Annotated in this window: 27 protein-coding genes and 2 pseudogenes; 16 read left to right on the top strand and 13 right to left on the bottom strand. The window is 45.6% G+C overall.

Annotated features, from left to right (window positions below; translation table 11 throughout):
- Positions 1-28: 28 nt before the first annotated feature.
- From AC4EHB_RS05530 to AC4EHB_RS05515, 4 genes and pseudogenes are all read right to left on the bottom strand, one after another.
- Entirely contained in the window at positions 29-1,222 is a 1,194-nt protein-coding gene (locus tag AC4EHB_RS05530) for an MFS transporter (protein WP_490974583.1), read from the bottom strand.
- Between the two features lie 107 nt (positions 1,223-1,329).
- Positions 1,330-1,473 (bottom strand): annotated as a pseudogene (locus tag AC4EHB_RS05525) (spermidine/putrescine ABC transporter substrate-binding protein); the annotation flags it as partial.
- A 4-nt stretch (positions 1,474-1,477) separates the two neighbouring features.
- Positions 1,478-1,918 (bottom strand): annotated as a pseudogene (locus AC4EHB_RS05520) (ABC transporter ATP-binding protein); the annotation flags it as partial.
- A 2-nt stretch (positions 1,919-1,920) separates the two neighbouring features.
- Positions 1,921-2,463: a helix-turn-helix domain-containing protein gene (locus AC4EHB_RS05515; RefSeq protein WP_490980867.1), complete on the bottom strand. Its 543-nt coding sequence runs from the start codon at positions 2,461-2,463 to the stop codon at positions 1,921-1,923.
- A 336-nt stretch (positions 2,464-2,799) separates the two neighbouring features.
- On the opposite strand from AC4EHB_RS05515, the gene AC4EHB_RS05510 reads away from it, so the two are divergent.
- Both AC4EHB_RS05510 and AC4EHB_RS05505 read left to right on the top strand, forming a co-directional pair.
- Complete coding sequence (locus AC4EHB_RS05510; protein ID WP_490974581.1) at positions 2,800-3,096, top strand: hypothetical protein; 297 nt, start codon at positions 2,800-2,802, stop codon at positions 3,094-3,096.
- Between the two features lie 116 nt (positions 3,097-3,212).
- Entirely contained in the window at positions 3,213-3,872 is a 660-nt protein-coding gene (locus AC4EHB_RS05505; RefSeq protein WP_490974580.1) for a potassium channel family protein, read from the top strand.
- A 72-nt stretch (positions 3,873-3,944) separates the two neighbouring features.
- Here AC4EHB_RS05505 and rnjA read toward each other — a convergent pair whose 3' ends face one another.
- Positions 3,945-5,612, bottom strand: coding sequence for a ribonuclease J1 (rnjA, locus tag AC4EHB_RS05500; RefSeq protein ID WP_490980866.1), 1,668 nt, complete (start codon positions 5,610-5,612; stop codon positions 3,945-3,947).
- A gap of 2 nt (positions 5,613-5,614) precedes the next feature.
- Positions 5,615-5,827 (bottom strand): DNA-dependent RNA polymerase subunit epsilon, encoded by a 213-nt coding sequence (locus AC4EHB_RS05495; protein ID WP_490980865.1) that lies wholly within the window; start codon positions 5,825-5,827, stop codon positions 5,615-5,617.
- 279 nt (positions 5,828-6,106) lie between these two features.
- On the opposite strand from AC4EHB_RS05495, the gene AC4EHB_RS05490 reads away from it, so the two are divergent.
- Positions 6,107-6,877, top strand: coding sequence for a Cof-type HAD-IIB family hydrolase (locus AC4EHB_RS05490; RefSeq protein ID WP_490980864.1), 771 nt, complete (start codon positions 6,107-6,109; stop codon positions 6,875-6,877).
- 34 nt (positions 6,878-6,911) lie between these two features.
- On the opposite strand, the gene def is transcribed toward AC4EHB_RS05490, so the two are convergent.
- Positions 6,912-7,478 carry a peptide deformylase gene (gene def, locus AC4EHB_RS05485; protein ID WP_490980863.1) on the bottom strand — a complete coding sequence of 189 codons (567 nt, stop codon included), beginning with the start codon at positions 7,476-7,478 and terminating at the stop codon, positions 6,912-6,914.
- A 601-nt stretch (positions 7,479-8,079) separates the two neighbouring features.
- Between def and AC4EHB_RS05480 the strand changes: the two genes are divergently transcribed.
- From AC4EHB_RS05480 to AC4EHB_RS05455, 6 genes are all read left to right on the top strand, one after another.
- Positions 8,080-8,715: a YkyA family protein gene (locus AC4EHB_RS05480; protein ID WP_490981494.1), complete on the top strand. Its 636-nt coding sequence runs from the start codon at positions 8,080-8,082 to the stop codon at positions 8,713-8,715.
- Positions 8,716-8,964: 249 nt separating this feature from the next.
- Positions 8,965-10,077 (top strand): pyruvate dehydrogenase (acetyl-transferring) E1 component subunit alpha, encoded by a 1,113-nt coding sequence (gene pdhA, locus AC4EHB_RS05475; protein WP_490974575.1) that lies wholly within the window; start codon positions 8,965-8,967, stop codon positions 10,075-10,077.
- Between the two features lie 3 nt (positions 10,078-10,080).
- Positions 10,081-11,058 carry an alpha-ketoacid dehydrogenase subunit beta gene (locus tag AC4EHB_RS05470; protein WP_490974574.1) on the top strand — a complete coding sequence of 326 codons (978 nt, stop codon included), beginning with the start codon at positions 10,081-10,083 and terminating at the stop codon, positions 11,056-11,058.
- A gap of 27 nt (positions 11,059-11,085) precedes the next feature.
- Positions 11,086-12,495: a dihydrolipoamide acetyltransferase family protein gene (locus AC4EHB_RS05465; RefSeq protein WP_490974573.1), complete on the top strand. Its 1,410-nt coding sequence runs from the start codon at positions 11,086-11,088 to the stop codon at positions 12,493-12,495.
- 5 nt (positions 12,496-12,500) lie between these two features.
- Positions 12,501-13,910, top strand: a complete 1,410-nt coding sequence (gene lpdA / locus AC4EHB_RS05460) for a dihydrolipoyl dehydrogenase (protein ID WP_490974572.1) — start codon at positions 12,501-12,503, stop codon at positions 13,908-13,910.
- A 93-nt stretch (positions 13,911-14,003) separates the two neighbouring features.
- Positions 14,004-14,837: a polysaccharide deacetylase family protein gene (locus tag AC4EHB_RS05455; protein ID WP_490974571.1), complete on the top strand. Its 834-nt coding sequence runs from the start codon at positions 14,004-14,006 to the stop codon at positions 14,835-14,837.
- Positions 14,838-14,875: 38 nt separating this feature from the next.
- On the opposite strand, the gene AC4EHB_RS05450 is transcribed toward AC4EHB_RS05455, so the two are convergent.
- Entirely contained in the window at positions 14,876-16,345 is a 1,470-nt protein-coding gene (locus AC4EHB_RS05450; protein ID WP_490974570.1) for an aminotransferase class I/II-fold pyridoxal phosphate-dependent enzyme, read from the bottom strand.
- Positions 16,346-16,479: 134 nt separating this feature from the next.
- Between AC4EHB_RS05450 and AC4EHB_RS05445 the strand changes: the two genes are divergently transcribed.
- Both AC4EHB_RS05445 and AC4EHB_RS05440 read left to right on the top strand, forming a co-directional pair.
- A complete protein-coding gene (locus AC4EHB_RS05445) occupies positions 16,480-17,451 on the top strand; it encodes an NAD(P)H-dependent flavin oxidoreductase (RefSeq protein ID WP_490974569.1) in 972 nt (323 codons plus the stop codon).
- Positions 17,452-17,460: 9 nt separating this feature from the next.
- Positions 17,461-17,736 carry a UPF0223 family protein gene (locus AC4EHB_RS05440; RefSeq protein WP_490974568.1) on the top strand — a complete coding sequence of 92 codons (276 nt, stop codon included), beginning with the start codon at positions 17,461-17,463 and terminating at the stop codon, positions 17,734-17,736.
- A 16-nt stretch (positions 17,737-17,752) separates the two neighbouring features.
- Here AC4EHB_RS05440 and AC4EHB_RS05435 read toward each other — a convergent pair whose 3' ends face one another.
- On the bottom strand, positions 17,753-18,388 hold the full coding sequence (locus AC4EHB_RS05435; protein WP_490974567.1) for a YktB family protein: 636 nt from the start codon (positions 18,386-18,388) through the stop codon (positions 17,753-17,755).
- A gap of 165 nt (positions 18,389-18,553) precedes the next feature.
- On the opposite strand from AC4EHB_RS05435, the gene AC4EHB_RS05430 reads away from it, so the two are divergent.
- Complete coding sequence (locus AC4EHB_RS05430; RefSeq protein WP_490974566.1) at positions 18,554-18,748, top strand: YkzI domain-containing protein; 195 nt, start codon at positions 18,554-18,556, stop codon at positions 18,746-18,748.
- Between the two features lie 94 nt (positions 18,749-18,842).
- Complete coding sequence (locus tag AC4EHB_RS05425; RefSeq protein ID WP_490974565.1) at positions 18,843-19,634, top strand: inositol monophosphatase family protein; 792 nt, start codon at positions 18,843-18,845, stop codon at positions 19,632-19,634.
- 71 nt (positions 19,635-19,705) lie between these two features.
- Here the strand turns inward: AC4EHB_RS05425 and AC4EHB_RS05420 are convergent, their stop codons facing one another.
- Complete coding sequence (locus AC4EHB_RS05420) at positions 19,706-19,891, bottom strand: YlaF family protein (protein ID WP_490974564.1); 186 nt, start codon at positions 19,889-19,891, stop codon at positions 19,706-19,708.
- Positions 19,892-20,002: 111 nt separating this feature from the next.
- Between AC4EHB_RS05420 and typA the strand changes: the two genes are divergently transcribed.
- On the top strand, positions 20,003-21,850 hold the full coding sequence (gene typA, locus AC4EHB_RS05415; protein ID WP_490974563.1) for a translational GTPase TypA: 1,848 nt from the start codon (positions 20,003-20,005) through the stop codon (positions 21,848-21,850).
- 56 nt (positions 21,851-21,906) lie between these two features.
- Positions 21,907-22,206, top strand: coding sequence for a YlaH-like family protein (locus tag AC4EHB_RS05410; RefSeq protein ID WP_490975623.1), 300 nt, complete (start codon positions 21,907-21,909; stop codon positions 22,204-22,206).
- A 282-nt stretch (positions 22,207-22,488) separates the two neighbouring features.
- On the opposite strand, the gene AC4EHB_RS05405 is transcribed toward AC4EHB_RS05410, so the two are convergent.
- The 3 genes from AC4EHB_RS05405 to AC4EHB_RS05395 are packed head-to-tail and all read right to left on the bottom strand — an operon-like array spanning position 22,489 to position 23,659.
- Entirely contained in the window at positions 22,489-22,938 is a 450-nt protein-coding gene (locus AC4EHB_RS05405; protein ID WP_490974562.1) for a hypothetical protein, read from the bottom strand.
- Positions 22,938-23,141 (bottom strand): YlaI family protein, encoded by a 204-nt coding sequence (locus tag AC4EHB_RS05400; protein ID WP_135500254.1) that lies wholly within the window; start codon positions 23,139-23,141, stop codon positions 22,938-22,940. The genes AC4EHB_RS05405 and AC4EHB_RS05400 overlap by 1 nt, the downstream gene beginning before the upstream one ends.
- Positions 23,142-23,152: 11 nt before the next feature.
- The gene (locus tag AC4EHB_RS05395) at positions 23,153-23,659 is read right to left on the bottom strand and encodes a peptidyl-prolyl cis-trans isomerase (RefSeq protein ID WP_490980862.1); all 507 of its coding nucleotides are present in this window, start codon (positions 23,657-23,659) and stop codon (positions 23,153-23,155) included.
- Positions 23,660-23,824: 165 nt separating this feature from the next.
- On the opposite strand from AC4EHB_RS05395, the gene AC4EHB_RS05390 reads away from it, so the two are divergent.
- The gene (locus tag AC4EHB_RS05390; protein WP_135500252.1) at positions 23,825-24,106 is read left to right on the top strand and encodes an Fpa/YlaN family protein; all 282 of its coding nucleotides are present in this window, start codon (positions 23,825-23,827) and stop codon (positions 24,104-24,106) included.
- Positions 24,107-24,111: the final 5 nt, after the last annotated feature.

Raw genomic sequence — 24,111 nt, 5'->3', positions numbered from 1 at the left:
TCCATTAAAGTTATGAGATGTTAGGCCTTCAGCTAGTCCGGCTTTCAGCCAGCAGCTGGCGTTTTCGCAATGACCACGTATTCGCCAGGAAAAAGCAGGTGATCAAAATGGCTGTACCGAAAATATACGGGAAACTCATATCGATATCAAAGAGGATTCCGGCAAGAGCAGGGCCAATCATGTTTCCTAAACTCATATAGGCATTGTTCATACCTGCGGCAAACCCTTGTTCATCACCGGCTAGTTTGGAAATGAGCGTATTGATGGCCGGACGCAAAAGTGAAGCGGCTGTAAAGAAAATTGCCGATACCAGCAGGATCGTCCAAAAGGTGTTGACGAAAAGCACAGCAATCATTGCCGCAGCGGAAACCAACAGGTTGACCAAGATCACTTTCATTTCGCCAAAGCGCTTGAACAGCCGGTCGATGACGAAAGTCTGGACGATGACGCCGACAAAGCCACCGACAGTGATGAGGACAGCGATTTCTTTAGGCGTAAAGCTGTATTTCTTATCGACATACAAAGCGATTGTCGATTGGAAATTGGCCAAACCGAACGCAAAAATGAACATGACAATCAACATGACGAAATAAGGCGTGTAGCTGGACCTTTTCAATTGCTGCAAGAGATTCTCGCGTTTAGCGGGCGCAGCATCAATGGTCGGTGCAACGTCCGGCAAAGCGAATTGCGAAATCACTGCTGCAATCAATGCGACTGCGGTGGCAACATAGAACGGGAATTGCAGACTGACTTCAGCAAGAAAGCCGCCAAATCCGGGGCCGACCATAAAGCCGAGTGACATCGAAGCACCGAGGAGCCCCATTCCTTTGCCGCGTTCTTCATAGGTGGTGATATCCGCTACAAAAGCCATCATTGGCGGAATGAGGAAAGCGGCGCCGAGTCCGCTAAAAAAGCGCGCCAAGTACAAAATCCATAAATCGGAAGCCAGACCGAATACCAATTGGGATAAGCCGAAGATGATCAAGCCAATAATGATCAATTTCTTGCGGCCGTATTTGTCCGATAGTTCTCCGGACAGCGGAGAAAATAAAAATTGTGCCAATGCGAATGTAGCGATCAATGTGCCGAGCGCTTGGCCGGCAACGCCGAATGTATCGAGATATTCAGGCATGATGGGAATGATTAGCCCGATGCCGCTCATTGCGATGAACATATTGAACATTAGCACGTATAAAGCGAATTTATTTGATTTTTGGGCCATCGTCGATCCTTCTCTCTTATTTCTTTCGTGTGACTAAAAGTTTATCACAATGTCATTTAATACAATACCCGGAAGACAAAGAAAAAAACAGGCAGAAGCTCTGCCTGTCATTTTTCCATGTCCATTTTAAATTCCAAAAACAGTTCGTTGTAAACACCAAGCATCTCAAGCCCCAGGTTTTCATAGACTTCCAGGCGGTCCCACATTTCTTCAGTAGGGTAGAATCGCTTGTCGCCAGTCACTTCGGGATCGTTGACGATTACGCTGACCGCCGGACATCTCTAAGATTTCACGGGTTTCATGGCCTTTCAAATTGACGAATTCCAAGGCTTCTTTTACGCGACGGTCAGTTTCCGCTCCTTCACTTTCTTGATGTGCAAGCCGAATGCCACATTTTCAAATACATTCAAATGAGGGAATAAGGCATAATCCTGAAATACCGTATTTACTTTGCGTTCGTTCACCGGAATCCGGTTGACTTTCTTGCCTCCGATATAGATATTGCCTTGTGTCGGCGTGATAAAGCCTGCAATCAAACGCAGAATCGTCGTTTTACGCAGCCGGATGGACCAAGAAGTGTATAGAATTTCCCTTTTTCAACTCAAGGCTGATATCTTTCAAAACCGGGGAATCCCCGTTATAAGTTTGTGTCACGTTATCAAATCGGATTATTGATTGGTCAGACGATCCCTCCAAGTTTATAAATAAGATTGTGTAGCTACTAAGATCAATTCTGTTTTGCCGTCCGCAATATTGATCAAGTGATGATTGTCGGAAGCCTCGTAATAAATCGAGTCCCCGGTATTTGCTGTGTATTCAATATTGCCGAGAACCAGACGCACGCTTCCTTCAATAACATAGATAAAAGTTTCCGCCAGGGAAGGCTCAAACCGTTTAAAATGTCCATTTCTGTAAAGCGTCAAATAAACCGGTTCCATCTCTTTTTCATTGGAAGTGGCAACGAGCCAATCTATTTCATAGCCGGCTTCTTCGTCTTTGTGCTTGACATGGTCTTGCGGCGTAAACGTGACTTTCAGTCTTTTGTCCGTATCATCAAAAAAATCTTTAGGCGTTGTGCCGAGCACTTCAAGCAAGGAAAAAAGAGTTTCTATAGAAGGGGAGTTCATGTCCCGTTCGAGCTGGGAGATAAATCCTTTGCTGAGGTCAGTGCGCTCACCCAGCTCTTCCTGTGTCAAACCGTTCTTTAAGCGCAGACGCTTAATTTTTGCCCCAATCTCCATATTATCCCCCCACCAAGAATTACTGAGCCAATCAAACAAAAGTTTAGTTAAAGTAGATTAATAGTTTACTATTAGCATCTTTAAGTATACAAAAAAGCAGTTTAGAGTCAAATTAATGTTATTTAAATTTAATTGGAACATATCTATTGCTTTTTACTGCAATGATTTACTATCATAGAGAAAGTGCAAAACATAAAACATACAATAACAGCTAACTTATAAATTAATTGGCCGCGCCATCATAATGATGGACGCCGGGAATTCGCTTTGATGGAATCCCAGCCACCGCTCGCGGCAAAACGGATAAAAGCTTAACCAATTTTGGGAGTGATTTGAGTGAACAGCAAAATGAATTTTTTCTTAGACCCTAAAAAACGTGTTGTCCAAAAATCTTCTATTATGAATTACAGACAAGAACAGCAGGGGCTTTACCTTCTAGCAGATAAAAAGTTCATCAACTGGATGGATGTTCATACGTATTGCCATTCCTGCTTGTCAAAACTGACATTCGACGACGAATTCGATGCGAGCTACTGCTCAGGCTGCAACGAATGGCGCGAAGAGAAATGCAGCGATGCGACATGCGAATATTGCGACAAACGGCCGAAAAGGCCGCTGGATCCCCGCCGATGAGCGGGGTTTTTTATTGTATTCCTCTGATGGATAAGATGGAAAACCGCAAGAAGGCTTGTCAATACCGCAGGTAATTGTGATAAAATGAGAGCAGTCAATGAGTTTGGGGGATGGACATGAAAAAGGAATTCGTAGTAATAGGACTGGGGCGCTTCGGCGGCAGCATTGTCCGTGAACTGATCGAACAAGACGCCGCCGTAATGGCGATAGATAAAGACTCAGAACGGGTCGACGAATTTGCATCTATTGCGACACAAGCGGTAGTAGCGGACACAACAGATGAAACCGTGTTGAAATCGCTGGGCATCCGTAATTTTGAGCATGTCATTGTCGCAATCGGCGAAAACATTCAGGCAAGCATCCTGACAACATTGATGCTGAAAGAAATCGGGGTCAAGCAGATTACCGTGAAAGCCCAAAACGATTATCATGCGAAAGTGCTGAACAAAATCGGTGCTGACCGCGTCGTCCATCCGGAGCGCGATATGGGCATCCGCATTGCGCATAATATGCTGTCAAACAACGTTTTGGATTATTTGGAGCTGTCGGACGAGCATTCGATTGCAGAAATCCAGGCCAATGAAAAACTAGCAGGCCGCACATTGATTGGGCTCGACATCCGTGCAAAATACGGCATCAACATCGTTGCCATCAAACGCGAGAAAGACATTATCGTGTCGCCGCAAGCGGATATGGAAATCGAGTTGGCGGATGTGCTGATCATTATTGGATCAGATTCAGATATTAACCGCTTTGAGAAAAAAGTATTGAATTAATAACACTGATAAAAACAAAAAAGACAGTCCCGAAAGCCTTTAGCGGCTTTCGGGACTGTCTTTTATATTTACTTACACTTCCATAATGACCGGCAAGATCATTGGACGGCGTTTTGTTTTTTCAAATAGGTACGGTCCTAAGACATCGGAAATGTCGTTTTTAAGCTCTGACCATTCCGTATCCTTGCCGTGGATTTTTTTCTTCAAATGGCGGTTCAGCATTTGCTGGGCTTCGTAAATCATCGTGCCTGATTCTCTCATGTAGACAAAACCGCGGGAGATAATGTCCGGGCCGGAGACCATTTTATTGTTCTTCATATCAACGCTGACAACGACGATGACCAGCCCTTCCTCAGAAAGGACGCGGCGATCGCGCAAGACAATGTTGCCGATATCGCCGATGCCGCTGCCGTCGATGTAAACATCGCCAGAAGGGATGCGGCCAGCAACAGAAGCTTCGTTTTCGCCTAATGCCAAAACGTCGCCATTTTCCATGATGAAGGTGTTTTCACGCGGGACGTCACAGTCAACAGCAAGTTCAGCATGCTGGGCTTGCATCCGGTATTCACCATGGATCGGCATGAAGAATTTCGGTTTGATCAAACGAAGCATCAATTTGTTTTCTTCTTGAGATCCGTGGCCGGATGTGTGGATATTATTCAACGAGCCATGAATGACATCAGCACCGGCGCGGAACAGCAAGTTGATTGTCCGGTTAACGCTGCTCGTATTGCCCGGAATCGGGGAAGACGAGAAGACAACCGTATCATTCGGCTGAATCTGGATTTGGCGGTGTGTGCCGTTCGCGATGCGCGACAAGGCAGCCATCGGTTCGCCTTGGGAGCCAGTGCAAAGAATCAATGTTTCGTTTGCTGGCAGGCGGTTCAAGGTTTGTGTATCGACAAAAGCATCTTCCGGTGCATTGATATAGCCAAGTTCGCGGCCGATAGTCATTGCATTGTCCATGCTGCGTCCAAATACAGCGATCTTACGCCCTTGCGCTACCGCTTCGTCAGTAACTTGCTGCAAGCGATAGATGTTGGATGCGAATGTAGCAAAAATCAACCTGCCATCCACTTTTCTCATAATGTCTTTGATTGTTTCGCCGACTTTGCGTTCCGACATCGTGAAGTTCGGAATTTCAGCGTTTGTGCTGTCGGACAAGAGACAAAGAACGCCTTCACTGCCGATTTGAGCCATTTTCAACAAGTTTGCCGGTTCGCCTACAGGAGTGAAATCGAATTTGAAATCTCCTGTATGGACAATGTTGCCAGGCGGCGTCTTAACGACAACGCCGAACGAATCCGGAATACTGTGGGTTGTACGGAAGAAACTGATAGATGTCTTACGGAATTTGATGACATCTTCTTCTGCGATTTCAATCATTTTGGTTTGGCGGAGCAAGCCATGCTCTTCCAATTTTTTGCGGAGCAGGCCTAATGCGAGCTTCCCGCCGTATACTGGGACATTGATCCGTTTCAATAGATAAGGGATGCCACCGATATGATCTTCGTGGCCGTGTGTGATGAAGAGGCCTTTGATCTTATCAGCATTCTTTACCAAATAAGTGTAATCCGGAATTACATAATCGATTCCGAGCAAATCGTCTTCCGGAAATTTGATGCCGGCGTCAATCAGGATAATTTCATCCTGGAATTGCACACCGTATGTGTTTTTGCCGATTTCGCCTAGTCCGCCGAGGGCGAAAACTGCAACTTGATCATTTTTAACGAATTTCATTGTTATTCCAAACTCTCTAATTCGAAATTCTGGCTGTCTTGCTCGTATTGAAGGTGGTTTCCTTCAAGCAGCTGGATGAATTCGATGTTGTAATTGCGGTCTTTCAAATGTTCTCTTACTTCACGCTCGGATGAAGCTTCAACATAGAGGCTCTTAGTGTTTTCGCGAACTGGTACCTCTGCACGGTTTTCCTGATATAATACTTTAAAAATCATATTTTGCTCTCCTTTTGCACGTTCAATTAAATTCACTTTCTTTATATTATCACGACAATGTTCTAAAATAAAGAATAGCCCTCCTAATTTCTTTTAGAAGGGCCGAATAATTATGCGATTTTCTTTTTGTTCATGATGCCATTGAGCTGTCTAAGCAGTTTTCTCTTAAGACGTTTCAACATGGCTGACTCACTCCTTGCTGGCATTATACTATTTTTTCTGACAATTGTAAAGTTACGGGCACTGCATACTTTTAAGACAGAATGGAGATTTTATACCATGGGGAAATTATTATTGCTCGATATCGACGGTACGTTATTAAATTCTAAAAAGGAATTGCCTGAAAGCGCAAAAACGGCACTCCAAAAGGCGCGTGCAAATGGCCATGAATTGGCAATTGCAACTGGACGAGCGCCATTCATGTTCGAGGAATTGAGAAAAGAGCTGGAGATCTCAACGTTCATTTCGTTTAATGGCCAATACATTGTCCATCAGCGGGAGCCTATCCATAAAGAGGCACTGGACCCGGATACGCTGCAATCGATTTTCGAATATGCGGAACAGCGAGACCATCCACTAGTCTTTATGAATGAAATCAAAATGGTGTCGTCGATCGATTACCATCCGGACATTGAGGAAAGCATCAAGAGCCTTAAGTTTTTGCACCCAAAAACCGAAGAAGGATTTCATTCAGACAACGAAATCTATCAAGCGCTGATTTTCTGCGAAGAACAAGAAGAACAGCAATACCGCGACCATTTCAAGACGGTCGACTTCGTGCGCTGGCACCGGGTATCCTGTGATATCCTGCCTCAAGGCGGCACGAAAGCAAGCGGCATCAAGCGTCTTATCAAACTGACCGGCCATTCGATTGAAGACACCATCGCGTTCGGCGACGGATTGAATGATTTGCAAATGATGGAGACTGCCGGATTCAGTGTTGCGATGGACAACGGCCATGCTAAAACGAAAGCAATCGCTTCCTATATCACGGACCATGTCGACAACGATGGGCTGGCGAAAGCATTCAAGCACCTAGGCTTAATCTAATAAAATTCATAAAAAAAGAAAAAGGCTTGGGAGATTATTCTCCTGAGCCTCTTTCAATTGGCGTTGCGTTTTCAATTTCAGCGAATGGATTTTCGGCATTGATGTGGTCGAAGAACATGATGCCGTTCAAATGGTCAAGTTCATGCTGAAATGCAATGGCCGGCAATCCCTTCAAGCGCATTTTGTATTCCTCGCCTTGGAGATTGTACGCTTTTACGGTGATGCGTGCGTAGCGCGGCACATAGCCAGGCACTGCGCGGTCGACCGATAAGCACCCTTCGCCGGTAGTCAAATAAGATTTTTCAACGGAATGGCTGACAATTTTCGGGTTGATGGCGATCAGGCTCATGTTTTCTTCTGTAGAAGGGTCGAAATAAAGCGCGAAAATCCGCTTTGGTTCATTGACTTGCGGAGCCGCTATGCCGACGCCTGCGCGTAGGTCGTATTTTTCAGCAAGTTCATCATCTTGGCTGTTTTTCACATATTCCAAAAGGCTTTCAGCCAATGCCTTGTCTTCAGCCGATAAGGGAAGTGCCACTTCTTCCGAGCGTTTTCTTAAAGTGGGGTGTCCTTCTCGTATAATGTCTTTCATCAATATCAACAGTATTCATCCTTTCATTCTTGCCATTATGGCAATTATATCTTAAAAAAGCTTTTCAGGAAAAGGAAAGCCGCTTCGGAGATGCACTGTTCAAAAATTTAAATTATATTTTCATTTCGCTTCAGGCGGACGCTTTCCGCTTTATTCAAATGTGTTTCGTTAAAGTAAGATATTTCTTTGGTCGAAACCTTAAAAGATAAACTGTCTGTAGTTTAATACTAATCTTCAGATATGAAGCAAAACAGTGGAGACCCCGGAAGGACGCGAAAGCGGGCTGAGAAGGCTTGGCGCTCGCCCGCAGCAAAAAACATGTGCTCCTGTCTCTGTCCCTGCATCGCTACGCTAGCTTCTGGACATGAAAGACCGTTGCGTCGTTGCGCTAGCTTCGAGACATGAAAGTGCGACGCAGCACTGTGTGCTTCGTCGCAAAGGCATTGCCCCAATGCTTGGGTCCATGCCTTTGCAGCTGTTTTGCGGAATATCGGTTGAAAAGTAATAAGATTTACCTTTCTTATCAACTACTGCCTTACGCAGTTGTGTTTTTTAAATGGCGACATTATAGTTAAAGTATGGATTAAGAGGAGGGTTTATATTGAATAAAGTGATTACGGCCACTGTAATTTCAAGTGCACTATTTTTGGGCGCATGTTCAGGGCCGGCGGCGGAAGAACAATTGGATAGCGTTTTGAAAAGTACATTTGATGCTGAAAAAAATTATCGCGATACACAGAAAGATATGCAGAAACTGGAAGAAGATGAACAACAGCTATTCGAGTCGATCATGTCATTGACTCAGGAAGAGCAGGAAGAAGTCGGTGCGCAAGCAGAAGAAGCGATTGCATCGGCCAATGAACGCTTGGAGCTATTGGCTAGTGAGAAAGAATCGATGGACGCTGCGCAGAAAAACTTCAAAGAAATTGACGCAGTAATAAAAGAAACCGAAGAAGAAAACGTCAAATCCGGTTTGACGGACTTGAAAGCGAAGATGCAGGAGCGCTTTGAAGCGCACGCAGCTTTTGCTGACGATTATGAAAATTTGAACATGCAGCAGCAGGAATTATATACGATGCTGCAAGATGAAAGTTCCACTCTCCAGTCTCTGCAGGAAAAAGCGCTGGAGGTAAATAGCCAGAACCAGACCGTGCAAGATGCTGTTACAGTATTCAACGAAAAGACCGAACAGTTCAATGAACTGAAAAACGGCGTAATCAGCGAGATTGAAAAAAGTGAAGAGTAAGCGGCCCACGTGGCCGCTTTTTCTGTGTTATAAAAGCTTTGCGAAATCGCCCTGTAATATAGTACAGTAATCTATTTCAACTAGTACAGATTAAATAAGATGGAATTTTCTATTTTCATATAATGCTTATGGCTTATAGGTTAGCTATGATTGACCTGCAAAATTTTCTCACGTATACTGAAAAAGTATATGTATTGTATTACTAATTGAATAAAATAATTTTAATACAGATAAAGGAGAGTTGCTATTATGGCTGCAGAAAAATCAAAGCAGTTCCAACCAGTGGAAACACTGCACGCAATTGAAGAAAAGTTTGAAATGGTTCAGATTCTTAATGAAGAAGGCGAAATCGTCAACGAAGAGGCAGACCCGAAATTATCGGATGAAGACTTGCAGGAATTAATGCGCCGCATGGTATTTACGCGTATTCTTGACCAACGCTCGATTTCGTTGAACCGCCAGGGCCGACTTGGTTTCTACGCACCAACTGCAGGGCAGGAAGCTTCCCAATTGGCATCGCATTTCGCATTGACGAAAGACGATTTCATTTTACCAGGCTACCGGGATGTGCCTCAATTGATTTGGCACGGCTGGCCGCTTCACCAGGCATTCCTATTTTCACGCGGGCACTTCATGGGCAATCAGATGGAAGAAGGATTGAATATTTTGCCTCCTCAAATCATCATCGGAGCACAGTTCATCCAAGCTGCTGGCGTGGCATTAGGTTTGCAGAAGCGCAAAAAAGAAGCAGTAGCTGTTACATATACAGGGGACGGCGGTTCATCTCAAGGAGATTTTTACGAAGGAATCAACTTTGCGGGATCTTTCCGCTCACCGGCTATTTTCATTGTGCAGAACAATCAATTCGCGATTTCTACGCCGCGTGACCTACAGACTTCGGCTAAAACGATCGCCCAAAAAGCTGTTGCAGCCGGAATTCCAGGCGTGCTAGTTGACGGTATGGATCCTTTAGCAGTTTATGCTGTAACGCGTGACGCACGCGAGCGCGCAGTTAAAGGCGAAGGCCCGACATTGATCGAAACGTTTTGCTACCGCTACGGACCGCATACGATGGCTGGGGATGACCCAACACGCTACCGTACATCGGATACAGACAGCGAATGGGAAAAGAAAGATCCGCTTATCCGCTTCCGCAAATACCTTGAAGCGAAAGGCTTATGGAATGAAGAGAAAGAAAACGAAGTGATCGAACAGGCGAAGGACGAAATCAAAGCCGCTATCAAAAAAGCGGATAGCGCTCCGAAGCAGACGGTTACGAATATGCTTGAAATTATGTACGACGAAATTCCATTCAACGTTCAGGAACAGCTCGAAATCTACAAAGCGAAGGAGTCGAAATAAGCGATGGCACAAATGACTATGGTTCAGGCAATCACTGACGCTCTAAGAACCGAAATGCAAAACGATGAAAATGTTTTGGTTTTTGGAGAAGATGTTGGTAATAACGGCGGCGTTTTCCGTGCAACGGAAGGGCTGCAAAAAGAATTTGGCGAAGACCGAGTTTTTGATACGCCTTTGGCGGAGTCAGGGATCGGCGGCCTGGCAATCGGTTTAGGCCTGCAAGGATTCCGTCCAGTGGCTGAAATCCAATTTTTCGGTTTTGTTTATGAAGTGATGGATTCGATCAGCGGGCAAATGGCTCGCATGCGTTTCCGCAGCGGCGGCAGCTTGAATTCGCCGGTCACTATCCGTTCGCCTTTCGGTGGCGGTGTTCATACACCTGAAATGCACGCGGATTCATTAGAAGGATTGATGGCTTCACAGCCAGGCTTGAAAGTTGTCATTCCGTCCACACCTTATGACGCAAAAGGATTGCTTATTTCTTCTATCCGCGACAACGACCCAGTAATCTTCCTTGAGCATTTGAAATTATACCGTTCAGGCCGACAGGAAGTTCCAGAAGAATCATATACGATTCCACTAGGCAAAGCAGACGTGAAACGTGAAGGCACTGACTTGACGATTATCGCTTACGGTGCAATGGTCCAAGAAAGCTTGAAAGCTGCAGAAGAACTTGAAAAAGAGGATTTCTCAGTAGAAGTTATCGATTTGCGCACCATTCAGCCGCTTGACATCGAAACGCTTGTCGCTTCTGTCGAAAAAACGGGACGCGCTATGGTTGTGCAAGAAGCACAGAAACAAGCGGGCATCGCTGCAAACATCGTCGCTGAACTGATGGATCGCACAATCTTAAGCCTTGAGGCTCCAGTACTGCGTGTAACTGCACCAGATTCTATATTCCCATTCTCGCAGGCTGAACAAGTTTGGCTTCCAAATTCGAAGGATATAGTAGAAACAGCTAAAAAAGTTCTAACGTTTTAATGTTCGAGAATAGAAAGGGTGAAACTAATGGCTTTTGAATTTCGTTTACCGGATATCGGTGAAGGTATCCACGAAGGTGAAATCGTAAAATGGTTCGTAAAAGCGGGCGACCGCATTGAAGAAGATGACATCATGTTCGAAGTGCAAAACGATAAAGCGGTAGTTGAAATGCCATCGCCAGTATCAGGCACAGTTAAAGAAATCCTTGTAGAAGAAGGCACAGTCGCAGTTGTCGGGGATGTACTCGTACGCATCGAAAGTGATGATGCTTCTGACAATGAAGGTTCAGGCGAAGAAACAGAAGCGGCTCCTGAGAAAAAAGAAGACCCTAAAGGCGAAGAAAAAACTGAAGAACAAGTACAGGCTGGAACAGCGGAAGCTGCCCAGAATGTCGAAAAAGAACCGGCTAAAGAAGAACAGCCTGCTTCAGAAGAAACGGGTGCAGGTTCACAGGCACAAGCACAAACCCAGCCGAAAGATCCAAATGCCCGCGTAATCGCAATGCCATCTGTGCGCAAATTCGCACGTGACAAAGACGTCGATATCACTCAAGTTACAGGTTCAGGCAATAACGGCCGCATCTTAAAAGAAGATATCGAATCATTCATGAGCGGCGGACAGCAGCAAGCAGCAGCGCAAGAACCGGCTATAGCTGCCGAGAAATCGGAAGCAGCTACACAGGAAACTGCTTCTAAAGAAGCGGCTCCGAAAGCGGCTCCGGCACCAGAAGGCGAATTCCCTGAAACACGCGAGAAAATGTCCGGCATGCGCCGTGCCATTGCCAAAGCGATGGTTCACTCGAAACAAACTGCACCGCATGTAACGTTGATGGATGAAGTCGATGTGACAGAACTTGTCGCACACCGCAAAAAGTTCAAAGACATTGCAGCTGAAAAAGAAATCAAGTTGACTTACTTGCCGTACGTGGTTAAAGCGCTGGTCAGCACTTTACGCGAATTCCCGGCATTGAATACGTCATTCGACGACGAAACAAGCGAAGTAATCCAAAAGCATTACTTCAACATCGGCATCGCTGCTGACACGGAAAAAGGCTTGTTGGTGCCGGTCATCAAAAATGCTGACCGCAAATCAGTATTCGCGATTTCCGACGAAATCAATGGCTTGGCAACGAAAGCGCGCGATGGCAAATTATCGCCTGCAGAAATGAAAGGCGCTTCTTGCTCTATCACGAATATCGGTTCAGCTGGCGGCCAATGGTTCACACCGGTCATCAACCACCCGGAAGTTGCAATTCTTGGAATCGGCCGCATAGCCGAGAAACCAGTAATTAAAAATGGTGAAATTGTAGCAGCACCTGTGTTAGCATTATCATTGAGCTTCGATCATAGAATGATTGATGGAGCAACAGCACAGCATGCTTTAAATCACATTAAACGTTTATTAAGCGAACCAGAATTATTATTAATGGAGGCGTAAAACTTATGGTAGTAGGAGATTTTCCGATCGAAACAGACACGCTCGTCATCGGTTCAGGCCCTGGCGGATATGTAGCAGCAATCCGTGCAGCGCAAACTGGCCAAAAAGTAACAATCGTTGAAAAAGAATATATCGGCGGAGTTTGTTTGAACGTCGGCTGTATCCCTTCAAAAGCAATGATTTCTGTAGGGCACCGTTTCGAAGAAGCGAAGCATTCTGAAGACATGGGGATTATTGCGAAAGAAGTTTCCCTTAACTTTGAAAAAGCGCAAGAATTCAAAAACGGCGTTGTGAAAAAATTGACTGGCGGAGTTGAATCGCTGCTTAAAGGCAATAAAGTTGAAATCGTCCGCGGCGAAGCTTATTTCGTAGATGAGAACACAGTCCGCATCATGGACGAAAAAGCTTCTCAGACTTATAAATTCAAAAACGTCATTATTGCTACTGGATCTCGTCCAGTTGAAATTCCGACATTTAAATTCACGAAGCGTGTCATCAACTCTACAGGAGCTTTGGCTCTTACAGAATTGCCTGGCAAACTGGTTGTTATCGGCGGCGGCTATATCGGTACGGAACTCGGAACTGCATTTGCGAATATGGGTTCTGAAGTAACAATCCTTGAAGGCGCACCTGATATCTTGGCTGGATTTGAAAAGCAAATGACGGCAATTGTTAAAAAAGGCTTGAAGAAAAAAGGCGTTGAAGTCATTACTAAAGCTTCAGCAAAAGGCGTTGAAGAATCCGATACAGGCGTAAAAGTGACATTTGAAGCAGGTGGGGAAGAAAAAACCGTTGAAGCTGATTATGTATTGGTCACTGTCGGGCGCCGTCCGAATACAGACGAAATGGGCCTTGAAGAATTGGGTCTTAAAATGTCTGAACGCGGGTTGATTGAAGTAGACAAACAATGCCGTACAAGCATTTCGAATATCTATGCAATCGGTGATGTTGTCGCTGGCCTGCAATTGGCTCACAAAGCATCATACGAAGGTAAAGTTGCTGCAGAAGCGATTGCTGGAGAAAAATCAGTCGTTGATTACTTGGCGATTCCTGCGGTCTGCTTTACAGATCCAGAACTTGCAAGCGTTGGACTTACTGAAGAGCAAGCAAAAGAAGAAGGATTCGAAGCGCAAGCTGCGAAATTCCCATTCGGTGCAAACGGCCGTGCTTTGTCTCTTAACGCTCCTGACGGTTTTGTGAAGTTGGTTTCACGTAAAGAAGACGGCTTGCTGCTTGGCGCACAAATCGTTGGTGCGGGCGCATCTGATATGATCGCTGAGCTTGGCCTTGCAATTGAAGCAGGAATGACTGTTGAAGATATTGCAATGACAATCCACGCTCACCCAACTTTGTCTGAAGTCACGATGGAAGCTGCGGAAGTAGCGCTAGGAACTCCAATCCATATCATTAAATAATAATCAAAAGAAGCCGGTGCAGCTTGCACGGCTTCTTTTTTTATGCGAAAATTTATGGTAAAATTTCTCTGAAAGGGCAATAGGTGATAAATCATGATACAGAAAAAATGGGCTGCCTTGTTGGCCAGCACGATTTTATTGGCAGGATGCAGCACCGAGAGCGGGGGTTCAGAAGAACCTGACCTACAGGAAGACGTTGCACCTGTAGAAACACCGGCACCTGCAAAAGAAGAGGTTCCAGTGCCGGAAGAAGCGGCAGAAGAACCTGAAGCACCAGTTGAACAAATGGAACCGGCATACCGCCTCAATCCTGCCAACTGGAGCGTTGAACCAATCGGAGATGCACCGGCGCAAGCTGTATTGCTGACCATTGATGATGCGCCTGCTGAACACTCGTTACAGATGGCGGAAACGCTGAAGAGCTTAGGTGTTCCGGCAATCTTTTTTGTCAACGGACATTTTCTCGATACCGAAGAAGAAAAAGCGAATTTGAAGAAAATCCATGAAATGGGCTTCGCCATCGGCAATCATACCTACAGCCATACCAATTTGAAAACGATTGATGACGAACAGCAACGTGAGGAAATCATCTTATTGAGCGAAACAGTGGAAGAAATTATCGGCGAAAAACCGGAATTCTTCCGCGCTCCGAATGGAACGAATACAGATTTCAGCAAATCGCTTGTTGAAGCAGAAGGCATGCTTGGGATGAATTGGAGTTACGGCTATGACTGGGAAAAACAGTATAGCGAAGCGGCAGCTTTAGCCGACATCATGGTCAATACAGAATTTTTGCGAGACGGGTCGAATCTGCTGATGCATGATCGTGCCTGGACAGCGCAGGCGCTTCCGGATATCGTAAAAGGACTGAAAAGCAAGGGCTACGGCTTTATCGACCCCGCAGACATTGAACGCGCTGGAAAATAAAAAACAGCCTGGGGCTTAGCTCCCGGGCTGTTTTAACTTTAACGTATGGCTTTTTGTTCCTTGATGACGCGCAGTTTTTGCAAAGAGTCGTCTTCCGGACCTTGTACAGGCAACCCGGCTTTAATGTTCATATCGATATAATCGATGTTTTCCTGAGTAATGATTTCACCCGGTATGAAAATCGGGATGCCAGGCGGGTAGACCATGATGAATTCTGCCGAGATGCGTCCGACTGCTTCTTCAATGGATACCACTTCGGTCGTCGCGTAGAAAGCGTCGCGCGGTGTCATCGCAAGGCTAGGAATGTCCGGCAAGAGTACGACAGGCTCGACAATCGCTGCTTCGCTTTCATACGCTTCACTCATGCGCTGCAGCGCATTGACCAGCAAATTCAGCTCTTTTCGGGTATCGCCGATGGTCACAAGGCAAAGAATATTATACAAATCGGACAATTCAATTTCGATATTCGCGTTTTCTCTCAGCCATTCTTCGGCTTGGTGTCCGGAGATGCCGAGATCTTTGACGCTGATCAAGAGCTTTGTCGGATCCATATCATAAGTAGCCGACGTATTCAGGATTTCTTTGCCGACGCAGCGCAGATGCGGAATTTTATTGATGCGCTTGCGGGCATCCTGGGAAAGGCGGATGGCTTGGTCAATCAAATCAAAGCCGTGGACGGCCAATTGGCGGCGCGCCGTATCGAGTGAAGCCAGGATTGGGTAAGACGTCGACGTGGTTGTCAGCATCGACAGGATGGATTGCACGCGCTTGGGTGAAACAAGGCCTTCTTTGACATTTAAGACCGAGCTTTGCGTCATCGATCCGCCGAGTTTATGGACAGAAGTAGCGGCCATATCCGCTCCGGCAGACATTGCTGAAACCGGCAGCGATTTATGGAAATGGATGTGGACGCCGTGCGCTTCATCAACCAACACAGGAATGTCGCGTTCATGTGCGATGGACACAATACGCTTTAAATCGGCTGCGACCCCGAAATAAGTGGGATTGATGACGAGCACTGCTTTTGCGTCCGGGTATTCGATTAACGCCTTTTCCACAGCCTCCGCTGAAATGCCATGCGAAATGCCGAGTTCCGGATCAACTTCCGGATGGATGAAGACCGGGATGGCGCCGGCGAAAACAATTGCCGACATAATTGATTTATGGACGTTGCGCGGCACCAGGATTTTATCACCTGGTCCGACGACGCTTAAAATCATCGTCATGATTGCACCGCTCGTGCCTTGGACAGAGAAAAATGTGTAATCTGCCCCGAAAGCTTTTGCAGCCAGTTCTTGTGCTTGCTTGATCGCGCCTTTTGGTGCATGCAGGTCATCCAAAGGAGCGATATTGATCAAGTCTATCGATAATATATTATCGCCGACAAATTCTCTGAATGCCGGATCGACGCCTTGTCCTTTTTTATGGCCAGGAATATGGAATTGAATGGGGTGCCGATTCCGGTGCTTCAGCAAAGCATCGAATAACGGAGTTTCTAATTGAGACAATGGGAACCCACCTAACTTATTAAAAATAAAAACAAATTGAATTATAGCACGCCAGCTTTCGCTATACTATCAAATAAGAGGAATTTACTCAGTTTTATCGAATAAATGAAAGTGGAAAGGGAGGAGATTGCTTAATGGAATTTAATACACGAATAACGGAAATGCTGGGAATTCGTTTGCCGATTGTCCAAGGAGGCTTGGCGTATTTAGCATATGCAGATTTGGCGGCGGCTGTTTCAAATGCTGGTGGCCTCGGTCAGATAACCGCTATGAGCTTATCGGACCCGGAACAATTGAGGGAGGAAATCCGTAAAGTGCGCACGATGACCGATAAGCCTTTTGGGGTCAATTTCGCAATAGGCGAACACGGACGCGCATTTTCCCATATGCTCGCAGTAGCTATTGAAGAAAATGTGCCGGTCGTTTCAATGACTGGCGGGAATCCGACACCGATTTTTGAACAATTAAAAGGTACGCCCATTAAAAAATTAGTGTTGGTGGCTGCAAGAAGGCAAGCGCAGAAAGCCGAAGAGCTTGGCGCGGATGCGGTAATGGTTGTCGGCCACGAAGGCGGCGGACATCTTGGTCGGGACGATATCGGCACGATGGTGCTGATACCCCAAGTCGTGGATGCAGTATCGATTCCCGTCATTGCTTCCGGTGGCATCGGGGACGGCCGGGGATTAATGGCCGCCCTCGCCCTAGGAGCAGAAGGCATCGAAATGGGGACGCGTTTTATCGCGACGAAGGAATGTGTCCATGCATCCCAAACTTATAAGGATGCATTGATTTCCAGTTCAGAAATTGATACCGTCATCATCAAGAAGAGCATCGGTTCACCAGCCCGCACGTTGAAGAACAGCTGGACCGAGCGGATTCTTGAAATAGAAGCCGAAACGCCGACTTACGAAGCGCTCCGCGCATATGTCAGCGGCGAGGCCAATAAAAAATACATCTATGAGGGACGCACAGAAGAAGGCTTTGGCTGGGCCGGACAAGTGGCTGGGCTCATCCATGACGTACCAACCGTTCAGGAGCTATTCAGCCGCATGGAGCGGGATGCCCAAGCCGTAGCAAACAAATGGTCTCTCATGATTAGAAAGTAGGAAATCAACATGGATTATTCGTACCCTTTCTCCATTGACTGGAGCACAGATGAAATCATCGATGTGGTCGCTTTTTTCGAAGGTATTGAAATGGCCTATGAAAAAGGCATCAAACGGCAAGATCTTTTAGCCCGCTACCGCAGGTTCAAGGAAATCGTGCCGTCCATCGCTGAAGAAAAAACGTATTTCAGGGAGTTCGAGGAAGAAAGCGGCTATGCCAGTTTTCCTGCCATCAAGGACATGAAAGCGAAAAACGATGATGAAATTATCAAGATAAAAAAATAAATAAAAGTTCCGCAGCTTAGGCTTGCGGAACTTTTGTTTTGTTTAGAAGAATATCGTAGATCGGCAGCAATTCTGTAAAAGTGTCTTCCACGGCTGCGTTGAATTCTTCCGTACTCATCTGAACTGCTTCTTCGCGTGTAATGTGGCGGCCGATCACCAGCTCGCCTTTTTTTAGATCTCTTAAGCGCACGAGCAAGCGGTCGATGCCGTCAGAAGACAATTCATCCAAGTCAGAGGCTTCTGGCTTCATGTGGTCGCCGGACAGCATAAAGTCTTTTGGCAAAACTTCAAGAGCATTCGACGCCATCAGCCGTTCCGCCATCGCGCTTTTTCCGGAAGCTTCGTAAATAACAGCCAGAATCACGAACACGTGGCTGTTCCATAAGCCGATTTGAAAATGCGGCACAGCTTTATAGCCGCGTTTATGCGGAGCGAAAGCCACCCAACTGTCGTTCGGGGGATTCACGGTGCGCCGCATATGCTTGGCGACATGCGGGTAAAACTCTTCACCTGTCATTCCGGAGAAAAAAGATGAATAGTCTTTACCGAGTTCTTCAAATTTAGGGCGTACACGAACGATTAACGCCTCCATGCGTTTCTCAAGTCCAGGTGTTTCAAAAACTTCGAAATCTTGCTGGTTCCAGTAGGCCATGAAATAGGTTTCCTCCTTTAAATCGAAACTCAGGTTTCATTTTAACGAAGTTTGGGAAGAAAGAGTATAAATAAGTTTTTCTCGCTCGCCATTGGGGTATATATAGGTAACTTTAATTCAATAAGTCTGAATTATCGGAATGCGAAGAGGAAGGGGTGCTTGTTTATGAAACAGATGATTCAAATCATCCGCAAAGCTGAAGTGGAAAAGGAATACATCAATGCATTGAAGCTGGAATTGGATTATGAGCTTGCTTCTTTGTTTGACGCAATGCAGCAGAAAGACGAACTGCAAAGTGGCAAAAGCAAAAAAAGGCTCCTAGAAATCCATGTAGAACTGGAGGCCCTTCATGCGCTCTAATACATTTATCACATAAAGGCACCTACTGAGATAAGACAGTATGTGCCTTTTTCGTTTATATTATAGTTAGTAGTAAAAAAAGGGAGGACCACCATTGGATTTGCATGAGTTGGACAGATACATAAAATCACTTATCAAAGAAGCGGGCCACCGCATCCGCACGTCATTCCGCGGGGATATCGAAATCGAAACAAAAGCGCACGTCAACGACTTGGTGACTAATATCGACAAAGAAATTGAGCAGCTCTTTATTGAACGCATCAATACCGATTATCCTGGCCATCGGATTTTTGGTGAAGAAGGATTTGGTAACGATATCCAAGACTTAGAAGGTGTCATCTGGATGCTTGATCCAATTGATGGAACAATGAATTTTGTACACCAGCAGCGCAATTTTGCCATTTCACTTGGCATTTATAAAGACGGCGTTGGCGAGCTTGGCTATATCTACGATGTTGTCAATGACGATTTATACCATGCGGTGAGAGACGGCGGCGCTTATTTCAACGACGAGAAATTGCCGATGTTGCAAGAGACCACGATTTCCGAATCGATAATCGGCATCAACGCAATGTGGGTGACGCCCAACAAATACGTCGAACATGAATCGACCATCCGGATGATCCGTGACATCCGCGGCACCCGCTCATACGGCTCAGCTGCGCTGGAGTTAGCATTTGTCGCTTGTGGGCGCCTCGACGCGTATATATCCATGCGCTTGTCGCCATGGGATATTGCAGGCGGGTCAGTCATTGTTCGGGAAGTAGGCGGGATGACGTCGAATTTCAAAGGGCAGGGGGAAAATTTGCTGGTGCAGGACACTTTTATCGCCGCTAATCGGTCGGTACATGGAAAGATTCTTTCTGAATACATTCAGCCCAAATAAAAAAGATGCGGATATCCGCACCTTAGCTGCTCGCCGCCGGGAAAGTTCCCGGCGGCTTTATTTTTGATCGCTTAAAGAACGCCCGCGTCAATCATCTCTTTTTTCTTTTTGAAACCGCGCGCCATGACAAAGCCAAGCAGCACGATAGCTAGTAGAATACCCGGCACACTGCGAAAGCCAACCGCGACTCCGATGCCAGCCATTGAAAGCATGGCAGCTAGTGAATAGAAGACAAAAATCCATTTTATATTTTTCACGGTATTTTCCTCCTAGTATGAACACTTGAAATAAAGTCTTAGGGTTTTTCCCCTATATGTGATATACTAACACAGTTATAGGGACGAAAAAAGACTAATTGGAGTGAAAGTATGACTAACTTACGTAACGACTTAAGAAACATTGCTATTATTGCCCACGTTGACCATGGTAAAACGACGCTTGTGGATCAGCTTCTGCAGCAATCTGGAATCTTCCGTTCAAACGAACACATGGAAGAACGCGCAATGGACTCAAATGATATTGAAAGAGAACGCGGAATTACGATTCTTGCAAAAAACACTGCTATTCAATATAAAGACGCTAAGATCAACATCTTGGATACACCTGGACACGCCGATTTCGGTGGAGAAGTTGAACGTATCATGAAAATGGTAGATGGTGTCTTGCTAGTAGTTGACGCTTACGAAGGCTGTATGCCACAGACGCGTTTTGTATTGAAGAAAGCACTTGAGCAAAACTTGAAGCCGATTGTAGTTGTCAATAAAATTGACCGCGATTTCGCTCGCCCGGAAGAAGTGGTTGACGAAGTCATCGAACTGTTCATCGAACTTGAAGCGAATGACGAGCAGTTGGAATTCCCGGTTATTTTTGCATCAGGCATGAATGGTACGGCAAGTCTTTCATCTGACCCTGCAGACCAAGAAGAAAACATGCAAGTAGTTTTCGATGCAATCATGGAACATGTTCCAGCGCCAATCGATAACAGAGATGAGCCACTTCAATTCCAAGTAGCGCTTCTTGACTACAACGATTATGTTGGGCGTATCGGAATCGGCCGCGTATTCCGCGGAACGATCGAAGTCGGACAATCTGTTGCATTGATGAAACTTGACGGGTCCGTCAAGAATTTCCGTGTAACCAAAATCCATGGTTTTATGGGCTTGAAGCGTATTGAAATCCAAAAAGCTGAAGCTGGCGATTTGATTGCCATCTCTGGTATGGAAGATATCAATGTCGGGGAAACGGTATGCCCTGCGGATCATCCTGAAGCTTTGCCGATCCTGCGCATTGATGAGCCTACATTGCAAATGACATTTCTTGTCAACAACAGCCCATTTGCCGGTAAAGAAGGTAAATGGATCACTTCTAGAAAAATTCAGGAACGTTTGGACGCTCAGTTACAGACTGACGTATCCTTGCGTGTAGATCCTACAGATTCACCTGACGCATGGGTTGTTTCAGGACGCGGAGAATTGCATTTGTCGATCTTAATCGAGAACATGCGCCGCGAAGGTTTTGAAATCCAGGTTTCTAAACCGGAAGTTATCGTCCGTATGGTTGATGGCGTACGCTGTGAACCAGTTGAACGCGTTCAGGTTGATGTTCCTGAAGAATACACTGGCGCTATCATTGAGTCTCTTGGTGAACGCAAAGGTGAAATGCTGGATATGATTAATAACGGAAGCGGACAAGTCCGTTTGGTATTTAACGTACCGGCACGTGGATTGATCGGCTACACGACTGAGTTCTTGACTCAGACGCGCGGCTACGGAATTATCAACCACACATTCGACAGCTACCAGCCAGTTGCTTCTGGCCGTGTTGGCGGACGTCGCCAAGGTGTATTGGTATCTATGGAGCGCGGTAAAGTTTCGACTTACGGCTTAATGGGCATCGAAGACCGTGGAACTGCTTTTGTCGAAGTCGGAGCTGAAATCTACGAAGGCATGATCGTCGGCGAACACAATCGTGACAGCGATTTGACAGTGAACATCGTCAAAATCAAAGCTGCGACAAATATTCGTTCAGCGAACAAAGACCAAACAACAACAATGAAAAAAGCTCGTTTGATGAGCCTTGAAGAAGCGCTAGAATACTTGAACGACGATGAGTATTGCGAAATCACGCCACAAACAATCCGTTTGCGCAAGAAAATTCTTGATAAAAACGAACGCGAGCGTATGGCTAAGAAGAAAAAAGTAGCAATCGAAGAATAATAGACGGGGAGGATGTATAATCTGTGGGCGACGAACAAGCTTTTGTCTATGACAGTATGTATCCCGTAGCTCGATTTTTATACGAAACCATGCCGAATTACACGATAGCAGGATATGCGCTCTTTGCAGTGATCTTTCTGCTTTCTGCGTTCGTCTATAAACTCGGATTTGCAAAAAAACTATCCGTTGGAAAAAATGCAGTGATTACGTTGTTTCTACTGACTGGAGGATTAGGGCTGACTTTCTTAGCCTTTTTCCTGCCGGTTGTGGAAGGCCTCGTAATCGCCGCATTGATTCTGATTCTGTATAAAATCCGCCTATGGCGTGAAAAACGCGAAAACGCTGTATCTCAATGAGATGCAGCGTTTTTTGCGTTATTGGACTCTTGTAGAATTCTTTTCATTGCGCTTCAACGCACTTTCATGTCTCGAAGCTAGCGAAGCGATGCAACGGTTTTTCATGTCTCGAAGCTAGCGAAGCGTTGCAACGCACTTTCAAGTCCCGAAGCTAGCGAAACGTTGCAGGGACAGGGACAGGAGCATGCGTTTTAGCGGGGGTGATTTGCGGAATATCGCGATTAATATTTCTTTTAAAACTCGAGCTTCAGAAAAACTATTGAACATAAAAAACGGTCCATCTCATTGAGATGAACCGTTTTTGCGTTCAAATGTTTTATAAAGTACTGGGAGCGCCATTGCGTAAGTCAAGTGGGCGAAAATCCAATACAGAATTGCACCAGCGTCAGTTAAGCCCGGCACATCTTCCCGGATGGCCATAGCGGACAAGGGGAAATAAAGCAGATAGAACGGGATGCTCATCGCTAGGCTCAGCAGCACCAATTGCCCGAACGAATGGGGGCGGCGTTTTGCCAAGTAGACATAAACGATACCGATGATAAGAGAAATGATGATGTGAAAAGCGAACTCCACTGGCTCTGACCAATTGATGGAACCGATGAGCGGTATGAAGTCAACGTTCAATAGAAGCGTATAGACTTGTTCGCCTGTCACAGCCTGGATCCATTTAAGGAGAAGCCCAAGGAGCAGCCCGCTCCATAAGCCGATCCAAATGCCTTTAAGCAGTTTCATTAAAAGTCATCCTCAATTCTTCTGGAGCTCCGGTAAAAATGGAACTTTCCGGTAGCAATCCGCTGTTTTGTCCGTTCAGTGATCCGGTCGTGGCATTTTTTGCACATATGGGTATGAATGGGACGGTTGCGAAGTCTTTTTGCTTCAAGCGTATCGTCGACCAGTTCTTCGATGGTATCACAGATTACACATTGCACACGCATGGTAAATCCTCCTATTCGACCCGGATCGCTAAGATGTCCGTAATGGGGTTGTCTTGGTTGGCGCCGTCCGGAAGCAGCACATGGACAGGGCCGTCTTCTTTCAAAGGCTTGCCTTTTTCGCTGAACTTGAAGATCAGCTCTTGCGCTTCTGCGATTGGAAATGCGTGCTCGCCATTCGCAGTTTCAAATACGACAGTGCTAGCGCCGGCTTCCGGTTCTGCATTTTTCAAAAACGGAGCGAATTTCATGCCGAAAGTGCCTGTCAGCATTTCTTTCTTTTCTTGTTTTTTGTATTTCTTCTCTGAATTCAAAGTGGGAGGTACGGTTGCGCCTTCCATGATTTCACGCGACCAGTGTTCACCCATGCCGCGTTTGTATTCTTCTAATTCGTCTTTTTCAAAATGTTCTTCCGTAAAGTAGGTTTCCAAATTGAGCTTGCGGTCATCAAAAATCCAGACCGTAGGATCCAGAGTCAATTTGAATTTAACTTCTCCTTTAAAAGGTACAATAAATTCCATCCTGAAAACCTCCATTAAATATAACTCTTTTATCAGTATACCGTTTCCTGGCAAAATCCTAAAGGGATTAATTCCACACGGGAAAGAGGCTTGCAATTTCACCTGTGAAAAGATACACTTTAAACAGGTTAATAGAGATAAATATCAATTAATGGGGGAGTCCTCATGGAAAATACAGAAGAACAAACTTACCAATTGAAGGCATTGGATCTCCTAAGGGCCGATGCTGAAAAAATAGAGCATTTGATAAAAGTCCAAATGGACAACCTGACTTTGCCTTCCTGCCCATTATATGAAGAAGTGCTTGACACGCAAATGTTCGGCTTGTCGCGGGAAATCGATTTTGCTGTCAAACTCGGGCTTATTGACCGCGAAACTGGCAAAAACCTAATGGATACGCTGGAGAAGAAACTCTCGATTCTCCACGATGCGTACACAAATAAATGACTTAA

This window comes from Planococcus sp. TJ-302 (assembly GCF_058268455.1).
This window is presented reverse-complemented; position numbering and strand designations above follow the sequence as displayed.

What these genes read in the sequence shown, in the direction of transcription:
- AC4EHB_RS05465 (WP_490974573.1), top strand. Translation starts at nt 11,086, where the DNA reads ATGGCTTTTGAATTTCGTTTACCGGATATCGGTGAAGGTATCCACGAA.
- AC4EHB_RS05390 (WP_135500252.1), top strand. Translation starts at nt 23,825, where the DNA reads ATGGAAAATACAGAAGAACAAACTTACCAATTGAAGGCATTGGATCTC.
- AC4EHB_RS05410 (WP_490975623.1), top strand. Translation starts at nt 21,907, where the DNA reads ATGTATCCCGTAGCTCGATTTTTATACGAAACCATGCCGAATTACACG.
- typA (WP_490974563.1), top strand. Translation starts at nt 20,003, where the DNA reads ATGACTAACTTACGTAACGACTTAAGAAACATTGCTATTATTGCCCAC.
- AC4EHB_RS05430 (WP_490974566.1), top strand. Translation starts at nt 18,554, where the DNA reads ATGAAACAGATGATTCAAATCATCCGCAAAGCTGAAGTGGAAAAGGAA.
- lpdA (WP_490974572.1), top strand. Translation starts at nt 12,501, where the DNA reads ATGGTAGTAGGAGATTTTCCGATCGAAACAGACACGCTCGTCATCGGT.
- AC4EHB_RS05515 (WP_490980867.1), bottom strand. Translation starts at nt 2,463, where the DNA reads ATGGAGATTGGGGCAAAAATTAAGCGTCTGCGCTTAAAGAACGGTTTG.
- AC4EHB_RS05505 (WP_490974580.1), top strand. Translation starts at nt 3,213, where the DNA reads ATGAAAAAGGAATTCGTAGTAATAGGACTGGGGCGCTTCGGCGGCAGC.
- AC4EHB_RS05495 (WP_490980865.1), bottom strand. Translation starts at nt 5,827, where the DNA reads ATGATTTTTAAAGTATTATATCAGGAAAACCGTGCAGAGGTACCAGTT.
- AC4EHB_RS05530 (WP_490974583.1), bottom strand. Translation starts at nt 1,222, where the DNA reads ATGGCCCAAAAATCAAATAAATTCGCTTTATACGTGCTAATGTTCAAT.
- AC4EHB_RS05455 (WP_490974571.1), top strand. Translation starts at nt 14,004, where the DNA reads ATGATACAGAAAAAATGGGCTGCCTTGTTGGCCAGCACGATTTTATTG.
- AC4EHB_RS05440 (WP_490974568.1), top strand. Translation starts at nt 17,461, where the DNA reads ATGGATTATTCGTACCCTTTCTCCATTGACTGGAGCACAGATGAAATC.
- AC4EHB_RS05470 (WP_490974574.1), top strand. Translation starts at nt 10,081, where the DNA reads ATGGCACAAATGACTATGGTTCAGGCAATCACTGACGCTCTAAGAACC.
- AC4EHB_RS05400 (WP_135500254.1), bottom strand. Translation starts at nt 23,141, where the DNA reads ATGCGTGTGCAATGTGTAATCTGTGATACCATCGAAGAACTGGTCGAC.
- AC4EHB_RS05395 (WP_490980862.1), bottom strand. Translation starts at nt 23,659, where the DNA reads ATGGAATTTATTGTACCTTTTAAAGGAGAAGTTAAATTCAAATTGACT.
- AC4EHB_RS05490 (WP_490980864.1), top strand. Translation starts at nt 6,107, where the DNA reads ATGGGGAAATTATTATTGCTCGATATCGACGGTACGTTATTAAATTCT.
- AC4EHB_RS05435 (WP_490974567.1), bottom strand. Translation starts at nt 18,388, where the DNA reads ATGGCCTACTGGAACCAGCAAGATTTCGAAGTTTTTGAAACACCTGGA.
- AC4EHB_RS05445 (WP_490974569.1), top strand. Translation starts at nt 16,480, where the DNA reads ATGGAATTTAATACACGAATAACGGAAATGCTGGGAATTCGTTTGCCG.
- rnjA (WP_490980866.1), bottom strand. Translation starts at nt 5,612, where the DNA reads ATGAAATTCGTTAAAAATGATCAAGTTGCAGTTTTCGCCCTCGGCGGA.
- AC4EHB_RS05405 (WP_490974562.1), bottom strand. Translation starts at nt 22,938, where the DNA reads ATGAAACTGCTTAAAGGCATTTGGATCGGCTTATGGAGCGGGCTGCTC.
- pdhA (WP_490974575.1), top strand. Translation starts at nt 8,965, where the DNA reads ATGGCTGCAGAAAAATCAAAGCAGTTCCAACCAGTGGAAACACTGCAC.